8 protein-coding genes are annotated in these 13110 nt (G+C 62.2%); 1 reads left to right on the plus strand and 7 read right to left on the minus strand.

Features of this window, described 5'->3' with window-relative positions; translation table 11 throughout:
• Positions 1-15: 15 nt before the first annotated feature.
• From HY921_12845 to HY921_12870, 6 genes are all read right to left on the minus strand, one after another.
• Positions 16-5520 carry a hypothetical protein gene (locus tag HY921_12845; protein ID MBI5631758.1) on the minus strand — a complete coding sequence of 1835 codons (5505 nt, stop codon included), beginning with the start codon at positions 5518-5520 and terminating at the stop codon, positions 16-18.
• Between the two features lie 95 nt (positions 5521-5615).
• Entirely contained in the window at positions 5616-6569 is a 954-nt protein-coding gene (locus HY921_12850) for a glycosyltransferase family 2 protein (GenBank protein ID MBI5631759.1), read from the minus strand.
• Positions 6566-7384 carry a methyltransferase domain-containing protein gene (locus HY921_12855; GenBank protein ID MBI5631760.1) on the minus strand — a complete coding sequence of 273 codons (819 nt, stop codon included), beginning with the start codon at positions 7382-7384 and terminating at the stop codon, positions 6566-6568. The genes HY921_12850 and HY921_12855 overlap by 4 nt, the downstream gene beginning before the upstream one ends.
• A complete protein-coding gene (locus tag HY921_12860) occupies positions 7365-9413 on the minus strand; it encodes a hypothetical protein (protein ID MBI5631761.1) in 2049 nt (682 codons plus the stop codon). The genes HY921_12855 and HY921_12860 overlap by 20 nt, the downstream gene beginning before the upstream one ends.
• A gap of 10 nt (positions 9414-9423) precedes the next feature.
• Positions 9424-10536, minus strand: a complete 1113-nt coding sequence (locus HY921_12865; protein ID MBI5631762.1) for a glycosyltransferase — start codon at positions 10534-10536, stop codon at positions 9424-9426.
• A complete protein-coding gene (locus tag HY921_12870) occupies positions 10537-10965 on the minus strand; it encodes a hypothetical protein (GenBank protein ID MBI5631763.1) in 429 nt (142 codons plus the stop codon).
• Positions 10966-11086: 121 nt separating this feature from the next.
• On the opposite strand from HY921_12870, the gene HY921_12875 reads away from it, so the two are divergent.
• Positions 11087-11899: a transposase gene (locus tag HY921_12875; protein MBI5631764.1), complete on the plus strand. Its 813-nt coding sequence runs from the start codon at positions 11087-11089 to the stop codon at positions 11897-11899.
• Here HY921_12875 and HY921_12880 read toward each other — a convergent pair.
• Positions 11833-13074: a YcaQ family DNA glycosylase gene (locus HY921_12880; GenBank protein ID MBI5631765.1), complete on the minus strand. Its 1242-nt coding sequence runs from the start codon at positions 13072-13074 to the stop codon at positions 11833-11835. The two genes, HY921_12875 and HY921_12880, sit on opposite strands and share 67 nt — an antisense overlap.
• Between the last annotated feature and the right edge of the window lie 36 nt (positions 13075-13110).

The following is a 13110-nucleotide window of genomic DNA, read 5'->3' on the forward strand; positions in this document are numbered from 1 at the left end:
TTTCGAGACAGCAGCCTAGAATTGGAACGTGAGCGTCGTCCCGAACTGGTAGGAGATGAAGTCCTCCTCCTTCAAGAACCGGTGCCAAAGGCGGGACATGGAGCCGTTCAAGGTCATGCGCAGGTTCTTGGCGATCTCGTAGTCGCCGCTCGTGTTCAAAGTGAAAAGCCGGGAGTTGTCGGCGATGGTGATGGGAGACGAGCGCTCTGCCAGGGCCATGGTGGTGGTCCAGATGATGCGATTTGAGAAAAGCAAAGTCTTGCTCGAGCCGGGCAGCCTCAGGCCCCGCGGGAGGGCCAAGTCCGCGCGGACGAGGAGGCTCGGTGTTACCACGGTCACGTCCTGGGTCCTCACCCCGGTGCCCAGGGACGTGGTGTCGTGGGTGTAGTCGGTTTTCGGGGTGAACCGGAACTTGCCCACGTCGAAGGTAACCTGGGCGGTGGCGTCCTCGTGCCCGGTTTTCTGGGTATTGGCGTCCACCAACAGGTTCCGGTTGGCCGCCGCGCGCCAATTGTAGCTGAGCAAGGTGTCGAAGCGCCGGCGCACGATGCTGCGCAGGTCTGTGCCGAAGCCCTGATCCGTGTTGATGGTCTGCCCTACCGTCTCCACCCGGTGGGCCGAGTACTTGAAGTTTATCTGGGTGTTGCTCATCCAGGACTCGGTGCGCCAGAGCTGTTCGAGTTGGGAAATGTTGGCCACTGCGTCGGGGAAGGTGGTCGAGATGGTCTTGGAGGGCGTGCCCGTGACGTCGGTTCTCTGGATGCTGCGCACGAAATTGTTCGAGAGGGACAAAGTCCTGAAGGCGCTCTTTCGACCCCGCAGATCGAAGGCCTCGAGGGGAGACCAGCGCTGGGTGGAGTTGAAGGTGTCGCGCAAGGTCTGGTTCTGGCGTACCGCGGCCGGCCCCTTGGGCCTGAGCGGCGTGCGGATCCAAAGCGAGTATTGCGAGCTCAGGCCGCTCTCCACGTTGTTCCAGACGTCGCCGTCCTGGATTTGATAGCCGGAGGCGATGTTCATGGAGCGCAGGAGCCGGCTCGAGAAGATGTCTCCCAGGGCTATGGGGAGGTTCATCGAACCGTTGGCCGAACGGTTGATGGTCTTTATTTGACCCACGTCGAAGACGTGGGTCGAGGCTCCCACCACGAAGGTGGAGACGCTCAGGATGTTGTTCTCGATGGTATCGATCGAGTAGTTGAACTGCGGGTTGAGCCATGAGGTGACCTTGAAGTTCGATGTGAACCCGACCGTCTGGTTCATGGACTTGGGATAGCGGAGATTGCGCTCCGCAGCGCCGGTGAAGTCGGAGCGGTTCTCATGGACCTTGGTGAGGGAGTAGTTGGGGTTGAACGAGGAGCCCTCCCAGGGCGCGAAGGTGAGGCGCGTTCCCACGGTGTTGCTGAACTCGTTGGTGTTGAAGTTTCCCGCCACGCGGCGCGCGGCCAGGGACTCGAAGCTCACGTCGTAGCGCGAGTGGGAGTAGTTGGCGTCTATGGTGCGGGGGAGCCATCGGCTCTGCCAAGGTACCCCGTACTGGAGCGTGCCGCTGTAGGTCTTGCGGTCGTCGAGCCTCGTGAGCAGGGAGTATTCGACGCGGTTGCGCACGTGGCTGAGGCTTACCCGCGGATAGGCCCCGAGCGCGAAATTTCCTTGGGCGCTTCCGGTCCAGCTCGTCACCTTTCCCTGCTGGAGGAGATTGACGAAGTTGGAGAGGTCCCCGGTCTGGAAGGTGCTCGGCGTGTCCGTGATGGAGCGGGAGAGGTTGAAGGTCATGGGGAAATACGGCATGCGCGTGAAGTTGAGGTAGGCCGAGTCCTCGCGCCGGTCCTGGTTCGACACCACCGAGGTCGGGGTCTGGAAGTTGCGGTCCACCTCGCGGTATTTCCCGCCGAAGGTGGCCCAGCCGGGCACCTCGAAGGCCATCTCGATCTTCTTGGCCGTTCCCGTCCGCGCCACGGGCTCGGCCAGGTGGATCTCGTTGAGGTAGGCCCGGCCCCGCGTGGTGCCGGCGCCGCTCACCCCCAAAGAGCGCACGCCGGCCACCAAAGAGGCCACTTGCTGGAGGCTGGGGGTGCCAGAGCTCACCACGACCGTTCCCGCGGTCTTGGCCTTCCAGGCGTCGGCGATGGAGTCTCCATTGGTGTCGGCCTGGACCACCTGGATCTTCTTCCAACCGGTGTAGTTCAAGGGCACCCGGACCTCGAAGAAGTTCGCGTCATTTCCGACGCGCAGGAAGAACTCATGGTCGGCGTTGTTGACGTTGTTCAAGTCCGCGTTTCCGAAGAGCAGGAAATTGAAGGCCCGGTGCTGGCTGATGTCTATGGCGCGCGTGAACAGCCTCTTGGTCGTGACCACCGCCCCCGTGCTCATGCCCACGAACTCGAGTTGGAGGGCCTGCTCGGAGAGGTTCTTGGAGCCGGACTGCTTTTGAAGAGAGGCTAAATTCCCATAGAGATCGTTGAATACTTGCGTGGCGTCGCCGCCGGCGTTGAAGATGGGGGTGTAGTTTGGATTGTCCACGTTGTTGACCGGGGTGACGGTCATGCTCTCGCTCGCCACGGCCGGGGCGTTGGTGGCCGGGTCCAAGGCTTGGCCCCGCTGCCAGGTATTTCCGATCACCGCGATCCGGGCGAATTTCATCGTGCCGACGTTGTTGCCGCCGTTTCGGCGGCGCAGGGAGATGCGCAGCTGCTTGATGTTGGTCCAGCGGCTGGCCGTGGCCGTCGAGATGTTGAGGGGGATCTGGAAGACCTTCCAGTTGGTCCCGCCCCCGAAGTTGATGAAGCTGTGGGTGCTCGAGTCCGTGGCGTTGAAGAGGAAATTGTTGCCCGTCACGGTGTTGGAGCTGTAGCCGAAGTCGTCGCCGGAAAAATCGTCTGGGTCCAGGCGGCCGTTGGCGTTCAAATCCTCGGTGTCTATGCGGCCGTTGCCGGCGCCGAGCCTGGTCGAGGGTTTGCCGGCGGGATTGTAGAGCCAGCCGATGTCCTCGGAGGGCTGGAGGATTCCGTCGTTATTGGCGTCCTCCGTGTCGAAGACCCCATCGCCGTCGGCGTCCTCGTTGACGCCGCCCAGATGGAAATCGATCTCGTTGTTGGAGTTGTCGCCGAGCATGACCACCTCGAGGAGCGTTTTTTGCGAGAAGTCCATGCCCGTGGTGGAGAAGGGGTAGACGATCGAGGCCTCGGTGGAGAGGGTGTTGGTGAAGTCGTAGTTCAAGTCCAGGACCTTCTGGGTCTCCTGGCTGCCGGCCTGGGCGCGGGGGTTGATCTCGAGGACCTTCACGTCCTCGGTCAGCCAATTGACCTTGGTGGGATCGGTAGGCCGAGCGCCGGGGTTTGCGGCCATGTACCATTGCTGAGCCAAGGTGCTGGCCGTGTCCTCCTGCTTGATCCCCTCCATGTTGTCTATGAGGGCGTGGCTGTTCAGGTTCAGGTTCTGGCGGCTTTGCGCGTACTCGCCCGAGAAGCTCGCGATGAGGTTGGGCAGGAGCTTGACGTTTTTGACCTGGCTGTCGAACTCATAGACCAGCAGGCTCCTGGCCAGCTCCGAGACCGTGGGCACGGTGGGGGACTTGGTTCCCGCTTGGTAGAGCAAGGTCGAGCCCAGGGAGAAGTGGGGATTGAAATCGTAGGAGACGCGGGTTCCGAGGAGCGACTCGTTTGTGACCCCGGCGAAGGGGGCGACCTCGTAGGTGATGTCTATCTCGGACTGGGCCCGGATGCGGTCCTCGTTGAAGAATGTGATGAATCCCGCCTCGTAGTCGATGAAGTAGTCCACGTTGCGGTTGAGCTTGATCCCATCGAGCAGGACCACCTCGCTTTGCGGCACGAGGTTGGGCTCGAGGAAGAAGGTCTTGAAGCGGTAGTTGTACTCCACGTGCAGGAGGCGCTTCGAGATCGGGGTGGGGGCGTAGACGTCCGGATCCGCGGTGGAGGAATCCCCGAGCACGGCGAAGGGATTCTGAAGCTGGAAAATGCCGTTCTCGAAATCTACGAATATGCTCTCGGGGTACTTCTGGACGGGATTGAGCGAGGGGCCGACCTCGTTGCGGTTCTGGTCTAGAACCTTCAGGATGAAGTTCCCGCGCCCGTTGTCGCGCACGATTTGGGTCTGGCCGATCGAGTAGAAGGTCTTGAGCTCCCGGTTGTAGCCGGTCTCGGTCGAAAGTGCTATGGGGATGTCGGAGGCCGTCTTGATCAGCTTGAAGCGCCCCGTGCCCCCCACGGCCAGGCTCGTGGAGGAAGTCTCGACCGTGATGCTGTTGCCGCTCGCGTCTATGAAGTCCACCGCCACCACGAACTGGGGCTGGAGCTGGGTCCTAAAATTGATGACGCCCTTGGCGTAGTCCATGGTGTAGTCCTGACCGGGGCTCAGCTGGGTGAAGGTCCCGGTGAAGGTGGAGGAGGCCACCACGAGGTCGTCGGCGGTCAAGGTCAGGTCGTTGACGTTGGCCTGGCGAACCTCCTGGCGCGCCAGGAACACGCGCTCGCTGCCGGGCTTCAAGGGCAGGCGGTTCTTCAAGCCGAAGGTCAGGTCGTAGTATTGGCGGCGCAGGTAGGATGTGTCCAGAAGGTCGATCGCCACGAACTGGGTGTTGCCGAAGAATTGCTTGGACTTGGTGGTTCCCTTGGTGCGGCTGGCGATCACGGAGCCCTTGAAGCCCTTGTATTTGACGTCGGCCCGGATGCCGAAGAGCTGCTTGTTGTAGGAGACGAACTCGGTGGCCGGAAGGGAGAGGTCTATGTCACCGAATGAGACGTTCTGGACCACCTCGTTGGGGTCCCCGGTGTAGACCACGGAGATGTCCTGGTGGTTCTGCTTGGTGTCGTCGTAGTCCACGTTCACCGTGATCTTTGGCCCGACCTTGCCCTGCATCCGGAGCTGCAGCTGCTGGTTGATCTCGATGAGGTTGGTGCTTGCGGCTCGGCCGCTTTTGGTCTGTTCGTTCAAGAAGCGCTTCTGGGAAAACTGGAAGCCGATCACCTTGCGGCCGGTGATGGAGAGGCTCGTGCCGTAGGCCGGCAGCTCGACCTCGGGGGGCGGGGGCTTGGGCGCGGCGGAGACGACGGGCGCGAATTCCCGCGGGCCCGGAGGCGGGAGCTCGGTGGCGGGAAGGCCCCGCTCCAGGCGGGATTTCACCTCGTCGTACTGCGAAGGCCGGTACTCGAAGGCCTTGAGCTGGTGCTCGAAGTCCACGAAATCCGCGTCCTCCGTCTCCGGTTCGAGCGGGGCCGGGCGTTCAAGAAGCTCCTCCGGATTGGCGCGCTCGAGGAGCAGGAAGGGCTGGGCCTGGGTCCCGAGCGCGGCTCCCGGCTCGGCCGGCAGGCCCGTGGCCGGCGAGGCATCCGTGGAGGGGCCAGGGCCGGTCTCTTCCGCGGCCGCGGGCTTTCCGGGACTGGGGGGAGCCGCGAAATCCGGGTCGTAGGGGGCGGAGAACTGGGCCTGGCTCGGGGCGGGCGCCTGCGCGCGCATGAGCACAAGGGCCAAAAGGCCGATAAGGCGCAGTAGGCGTTTGACTTGCAATTTGGCTGCGCCTTTCGGCGAGGCGCCGTTTACAATTTTCCGTACGCGCGCGTACGCGCGCAATATGGTGAATATAGTAGTGATTTGTTACGAAATTATGGCTCTTTCGGGGGGTACCCGAGGGATTTTCGGACGATGTAGAGGGGGCGGCGCTTGACCTCATCGAAGACCCGTCCCAGGTACTCGCCGATGACGCCGAGGGAAATGAGCTGGATCCCGCCCAGGAACAGGACCAGGACCATGAGGGAGGTCCAGCCGGGGACGGCCCGCGGGTTGAACAGGCGGACGTAAAGCACCCAAAATCCGATGAGCATGGAGGCGAAAAACGACCCGGCCCCGCAGGCGGTCACCCAGTGCAGGGGCTCGTGCGAGAAGGAGGTGATGGCGTCGACGGCGAAGCGCGCCATTTTCCAGAGGGGGTAGTGGCTCTTGCCGGCGAGCCGAGCCTGGCGCACGTACTCCACCTTGGCCTGGCGAAATCCCACCCAGGAGGCGAGCCCGCGCATGAAGCGGTGGCTTTCCCTCATCCGGCCCAGCACCGCGAGGACCTGGCGGTCGATAAGCCTGAAGTCGCCCGCGTCCACTGGCATGTCCACGCGGGTGATTCTCTTGAGGATTCGGTAGAAGAGGGCGGCGGTGGCGCGCTTGAACAAGGTTTCCTCCTCGCGCCTGATGCGGACGGCGTAGACCACCTCCGAGCCCTTTTTCCATTGCGCCACGAGGTCCTCGATGACTTCCGGCGGGTCCTGGCCGTCGCTATCCATGACCACGCAAGCAGCACCCAAGGCGTGGTCCATCCCGGCCGTGATGGCGACCTGGTGCCCGAAGTTGCGCGAGAAGTGGAGGACCTTGACCGCGGGGTTCTCCTCGTGGAACCTCCTCAAGAGCTCGGGCGATCGGTCCCGCGAGCCGTCGTCCACGTAGAGGACCTCGAATGGAACGCCGAGCTTGCCCAGGGCGCGCATGAGTCGAGCGTGGAATTCGGGAAGGCTGCCCTCCTCGTTGTGCACCGGGGCCACCACGCTCAAGACCGGCTTCTCGGCCGTCACGCCGCCTCCTTTTCCGCGACCAGGACCGTGTTCCAGCAGTAGCGCCCCAAAAAGGGCAGGAAGCGCAGGAGCTTCTCGTCCAAGCGCCTCAAGGGCTGGAACATCCAGTCGTAGCGGGCGGCCTCCTCGATGACTTTCTTCCAGTAGCGCACCTTGGAGGGAGAGGCCCTCTCGACCACGTAGAAGTGGACGAAGAGGTAGAGGGTGGCCAGCCAGAATTCCTTGTGGTGGAGCTTGGGGAAGACCTCTCGGATGCGCTCGAGATCCCCGAAGCCCAGGGGAAATTCCGTGGGGGTCCGGTTGTCCGAGGCCAGGCGCCGGTAAATCTCTATGACCGGGTTGTGCTTGAGGGGCTCGATGAAGGCGGCCTTGCCTCCGGGCTTCAAGACCCGGCGGATTTCCTTGAGGGCGGGGACGAGCTCGACGTGGTGGAGCACCCCGTTTCCGAAGACGAGATCGAAGCTCCCATCGGCGAAGGGCAGAGCCTCGGCTACGCAGGCCAGGGACTTCAAGCGGACTCCGTGCCGGGCCGCAAGCTTCTGGGCCATGGCCACCATCTCGGGAGAGATGTCCACGGCCGTGACCTCGGCTCCTTGCAGGGCGAGATAAACGGAGGTCTCCCCGGCTCCGCAGCCCAGGTCCAGAAGGGACTTTCCCGCGACCGGAGAAAGCTTCTCATAGGCCCAGCGGTTCTCCATGGCGGTCGAAGCCTCGAAGGCCTCGCGCACGAGAAGCGAGTCCAAGTCCATGCTCTTGGCCCAGCGGTCGTGGAACTCGGTCTCTATGCGCTGTTTTTCAGTGGGAGAGGGAGCCATGGCCTATTTTCAGTCCTTGTCCTAGGATTCGCAGGGGGCTTAGCGCCAAAGAGTAAGGTTGGTAAGGCGCCTTGGCCTCGAGGTTTTGGCGTCCTGACAGCCGGACTCCCCACAAAGGGAGTCCGGCTAAATGTATATCCTGGGCTTCTATCTTGAGGTCGTGTTCCGTTTGCGATAACGAGAGACCCATTCCCAGGGGCAGGGGTCCCAGGTGAGCCTCTATTCGTATCCTGGAGTCTTTTCCGGAAACAGAGATCGGCAGGCGCGCCCGCGCCGAGAGGGCGCGCGAAAGCTCTTCCCAAGAGATCTCGGCCGACGCCAGGGTCAGGCGGTCGAGCCCCAGCACGTGGACCTTTCCCTCTCGCTCGAGAAGGCGCGCGCCCTCGAGGGTGGCGGCGATGCCCCGCACCGGAGCCGAGAGATTGGCCAAGGTCAAAGCGCCGATCTTGAGCTCGTAGCGCCCCCGGCCCAGGGGCCGAATGTCCACGCTGTCGAGGCGAGCGTTTTTGACGCGCAACTCCTTGAAATGCCGGGCGCTGCCGATCAAGCGGAGGCCGGGTTTCTGCTCGAAAAGAATCGCCTCGGAGCCGTCGGGAAGCGGCCAGCGCTGGGCCTCGCGGAAGACCTGGGAGAAAAGCCCTTTTCCGGAAAGAGCCTCGGAGAGGATGCGCAAGGTGTTGTCGGCGAGGAAGGCTCCCGGCTCTATCGATTTCACCAGGACGAAGTCGGCCCACTCCGGAATTTCGTTTTGCTGGCAGCCGAGGCTGATGTGGGGAAGCGCCATATTGCGGGCCTGCCAGCCGAGGGAGGTGGAATTAAGGAATCGGTGGTTGGCGAGGAGGCACAGGGAGCTCAAGGCCCGCGCGGGATCGCGGCGCTTCTCCACGGCCCGCAAGATGTCGGCGTTGTACCAATCGCCGGGCTCGGGGCGGCGCAGTTCCCGTCCGTGGTGGCGCGCCAGATAAAGGGCGCCAGCCAAGGCCGGGGCCGGCAGGCCCGCGGCACCGAGGGCCGGCAGGGCCCCGGCAGCGGGAAGAAAATAGCGCCAGTTCTTGCTGGGAGTCAACGTGGAAAGAAGGTAGGAGCCGAACAACCACAGCGCGATTAGGACGAAATTCCGCCCTTCAAGAGTTTTCCATGAGCCGAAGCGGAACAAAGCCCGGGCGCTTCCCGCGAGAAGCGCCCATACGAGAGGCCACGAAAAGCAGAGAGCCAGAAATGAGACGTAGAATTTCCAATTTTCCCAGGTCCAGGTCAAGGGATCTCCTTGTTGGTGGCCCAAGGTGAGCGAGACCCAGATGCGGGGAAGCATCTGGACGCCGTTGACGAGGTACCAAGGCAGGCACAAGAGCGCGGCAGCGCCCAAGGCTAGGGCCAGGTTCCTGCGCGCCCGCGCCTGGGCCGCCAGCCCAGGCAGGAGGCAGGGCCAAAGATAGAGCAGCGCGCTCCATTTGGAGTTCAGGGCGAGTCCCGCGCAAATGCCGATTCCCAATGAGGAGAGTCGTCTCTCGTAGCCCCGGGAATGGACGAGCAGGGCGTAGGCGAGTGTCACCCAGGCCGCCAGGGCAAGATCCACGAAGGCTTCCCTGTATTTATAGATGAGCCCTGGCGAAAGCCCTAGAAATACCAACGTCATCAACGAGGCCCAAAATGGGGAGGCGGGGGGCCGGGCCAATTGCCAGGCGATCCACGCCGCGGCGAGCACGAGAATGGCCCAGTAGACGAGGTTGAGCCAGGCCACCGCGATGTGCGGATGAGGCAAGCCCAGCAATGGGATGAGCGTGTAATGATAGAGGGGAGGGTATGGAGGGTGGCCCGGCTTGGGCTTTGTGAGGAGCATGTCGAGCCAGCGACGGCCTTCCCAAGCCTCGCGGTAGTCGAGTGCCGTGGACAAATGCACGGACGGGTCCCAGCTCGGCGGGTGCGCGTCCACCTGGACCCAGCGCGCCACCAGGGCGGCTTGATAGGCCAGGACCAGGGCCGCGGCCAAGGCTAAAAGGGAGATTTTCCAGCGCGAGGCATTGCGCATGAAGAAGCGATTATATCAAATGCGCGTACGCGGACTCGTAATTGGCGATCATGTCTATGAGCTTGAATCTTTCGGTGATCGCGGCCTTGGCTCCTTCGCCAAGGCGAGATTTCAGCCCCGGGTCGTCCAAGAGCTGGGCCATTTTCCGGGCCAGAGCCGCGGCGTCCTTGGGCGGGACCAGGAGGCCGCTTTGGCCGTCTCGGAGCGCCTCCGGGATCCCGTCCACGGAGCTTGCCACCACGGGCAGGCCCAGGGCCATGGCTTCCAAGAGAGCGTTGGGCAGGCCCTCCCACAGCGAGGGCAAAGCGAAAAGATCGAAGCTCGACAGCCAGTGGACCACGTCCGGGCGCTCGCCCAAGAGCCAGACATGCCGCTCGAGGTTGAGTTTGCGGATCAGCTTCTCAAGGACCGGTCGTTGCGGTCCCTCTCCCAGGATGGCGCAGCGGACGGGGTAGCGAGTCTTAAGCAGGGCCAGGGCCTCGATCAGGTATTCATGGCCCTTCTGGGCGTCCAGGCGGCCGATCGAGCCGATCAGTATGTCCTGGGCCCCCAGGCGGAGCTCCAGTCTCTTCTGCTGGCGCTCGAGCTTGGAGACCGGCCATTGGGCGATATCCACCCCATTGTAAATGGTCTTGACGCGCGCGGGGTTGTACCACAGCCTGCGGAGCAAATACTCGCGGCTGGCCTCGCACTCCGAGATGAGGAGGTCGTCGGCTCTCTTGAGCCATAGGTCCACGAGCAGGCTCCAGGCCGTGCGGCTGCGGTAGTTGACTCGGGGGGAGCTTACGAGCTTGAAGCGGCGGGCCGCGCGTTTCTTGGCTATGCGGCAGAGCTGGATGGCTTGGTACATGAAGGCGTGCACGATGTCGGGCTTGAGCTCGTCGAGGATATTGGCAAGCTCCTGAGCGTGGGCCGGGCTTGGGGTCTTTCCCGTGTCGAGCGAGCGCACGTCCACCCCCTGGGCCGAGAGCCTCTGGGCGTAGGCCCCCGGCGACTTCAGGCTCACCACCCCCGCCACCGTGAACTTCCTTGGGTCGAGCAAAGTCGCCAAAGTGTACAGCGTCTTCTCCGCCCCCCCCACCGTCGTGGACGTGCTGACAAAAACGATCCGGGTGCCAGTCATTTACATTCTTAACTTACTTAACTTCCGCCAAGCGCCGGAAATGCAGATGCCGATGGCCATGGATTTCGGCAATCCGAATATGATGTTGGCGACCGCCAGGCTTGTTGGGATGTCGAGCCAGACCGCTACTGACAATGTTCCCGAGAGGACCCAGAAACCCCAAAGAATCAGCCCGAATTGAGCGCCTCGGCGCGGCCAGCCGCCCTGGAGTGCTGGCTCTACTAGAATAAAGGCGAAAGCCGCGACCCAGCCGTTGATCGCTTCGGCGAAGAATCCAAGTCCCAAGGCCGGCGGATTCCTGAACGCCGGCTCGGTATGATGGGTCCAGTACGGCGCCGCCGCGATCGGGTTCCAGGAAAATATGAAGTCCAAGAGTCCAAAGGCAAGGCCGGCCGTTGCCGCGAGCAGAATTAATAAAGGAAATTTCATGATTTTATTCTAGATTTAAAATCTTCAAATTCCCAGTCGGGAACTTTTTCGGGGGTCCGCTCGTATAAGAGATATGGGTCGACCTCCGCGTCTAGATTTCCCGGGAGCTGTATTTCACGCCATGGCCAGGGGCAATGCGCGTGAGACGATATTCTTTCAGCCGCGGGATTGGGAGCGGTTCCTTGATATCTTGGCCGACCTGAAGAGGAGTCGCCCCTTCAAGCTGTATGCCTACTGTCTGATGTCTAATCATCTTCATCTGTTGATCGAGCCTCTGGCGGCCAGTATTTCCAATATCATGGGATTGCTATTGGGGCGTTACGCCAAATACCTCAACGCGAGGCTGGACCGGGTGGGGCACGTGTTTCAAGACCGTTTCAAAACATCTCTTTGTCCAAAAGACGCGTACTTCAAGCATCTGGTCCGCTACATCCATTTCAATCCGGTAAGAGCCGGTATGGCCGAAGATCCCGCTGGGTGGCCTTATTCCAGTCATCATGAGTATCTAGGTCAGCGCGGCCGAGGCCTCGTAGATCAAGATTTGCTTCTTTCCATGTTCCACGAAGATGTTCAGGTCGCGCGCTGGGAATACCGCAGCTACATGACCGAAGGGCTGGAGAGCGCTTCTACCATTGTTCGGTCAATTCTTCCTGCGCCGGCCGAGCCGCTTCAAGCGGTGGGTGAATATTTCAATATTGATTCTTGCCGTGCCACTCTTGAGGAGCTTGCAGTGATCTCGGCCAAATCGTCCGGGATATCCCTTGCTCAACTGCGCAGTCCGGGAAAGGTTTCGGCGGTATGCCAAGCCCGGCGTCGCTTCGCGGCCGCGGCCTTCGATTCAGGTTATACCGTCACGGAAATCGCCCTCTATTTGCGTATATCCTTGCCGGCCGTCTCAAGAGCTTTAGGGGCGATCTCAGCGGAAGTTAAGTAAGTTAAGGATGTAAATGACTGGCACCCTACTACTTTCTCAGCTCCTAGAAAAGAGGCCAAGGAGCGCAAGGCCTCCATAGTGCCGGCGACGGCGCTGGCGCTCGGCTTAGAGTCGAAATGAACGGCGCGGACTTCAAGGCGCCTCTCGGCGCGGTGATTCTTGGGGTCGAGGCGCCCGATAAGCCTGCCTTCGTGGAGAATGGGCATGGTGTAATAGCCGTGGACGCGCCGGGCGGCCGGCGTGTAAACCTCGATTTTGTAGTCAAAGCCGAACAGACTCTTGGCCCGGGCGCGATGCCAGAGCAAAGAATCGAAGGGGGAGAGAAGCGTGGTCCCTTGAATCGGGTCTTGGGCGTCCAGGGCGGGCAGGTCTTCCGCCAGGACGTACCAGCGCCCGGGGCGGTTTTCAACGGCGATTTCCACCACCTCGCCTTCCTTGAGCAGGGCTCCCAGAGCGCGGCGTCGCTCGGCGGATTCAAAGCGGGGGAAGGTCAGATAGCGGGAAAGATCTGGCTCGGCCGCGACCCCCAGGGCGCGCAAGGTCTTGCGCAGGTGCCAGCGGGAGAAGGCGCCTCGCTTCATGGGCTCGACCGGGGCCAGCACGCGGCCGGCCAAGTCGTAGCTTTTCTGGAAGTGGCGGCGGGAGTGAACGGCCAGGCGCCCGCTCATCCAGAGGTAATGCAGGGCATGGTGGGCCGGCTTCCAGTCCCACCACCCTTTTGTCCTGTCCTGGGAAACCGGGCGGGCGAAAGCCGACGAGGAAAGCGGGCCGCGGCGCCGGATTTCATCCTCGACCCGCCGCAGGACTCTGGGGTGAGCCTTGAGCCAATCCGACCAGCCGGTGTGCCGCCTTTTGTAGTCGGCCATGGCGCGCGCCCAGCCGGGAAGGTCGGAGGCCGCCACAAGGCAGGCGGCGTGGGCCCAATACTCGATCAGGACGCGCTTTTCATAGATCATCCTGTCGAGAGCGTCTTTATCGTAGGCGCCGAAGCGGCTCCAGAGCGTCAGGTAATGGGCCCGCTCTAGGACGTTGATCGAGTCAAGCTGCAGCCCGCCCGCGTCCTCGACGAATCTCGAGAGAGATTCCTCAGTGAGAGGCCGCTTAAGCGGGAGGTCGAGGTGCTGGCGGCGCAGGAACAGGCGCGCCGCCGCCTCGGGCGCAACGGTTTTCATCATCTGAACCGACCAGATTCTAGCCTATTTCTGGTTAGT

The sequence above is a fragment of the Elusimicrobiota bacterium genome (genome assembly GCA_016218575.1).
Lineage (GTDB): Bacteria > Elusimicrobiota > Elusimicrobia > UBA1565 > UBA9628 > JACRDN01.

Bases quoted from the DNA above. Each gene is read 5' to 3' on its own strand.
- HY921_12855 (MBI5631760.1), bottom strand. From the start codon at position 7,384: ATGGCTCCCTCTCCCACTGAAAAACAGCGCATAGAGACCGAGTTCCAC.
- HY921_12860 (MBI5631761.1), bottom strand. From the start codon at position 9,413: ATGCGCAATGCCTCGCGCTGGAAAATCTCCCTTTTAGCCTTGGCCGCG.
- HY921_12865 (MBI5631762.1), bottom strand. From the start codon at position 10,536: ATGACTGGCACCCGGATCGTTTTTGTCAGCACGTCCACGACGGTGGGG.
- HY921_12870 (MBI5631763.1), bottom strand. From the start codon at position 10,965: ATGAAATTTCCTTTATTAATTCTGCTCGCGGCAACGGCCGGCCTTGCC.
- HY921_12875 (MBI5631764.1), top strand. From the start codon at position 11,087: ATGGCCAGGGGCAATGCGCGTGAGACGATATTCTTTCAGCCGCGGGAT.
- HY921_12880 (MBI5631765.1), bottom strand. From the start codon at position 13,074: ATGATGAAAACCGTTGCGCCCGAGGCGGCGGCGCGCCTGTTCCTGCGC.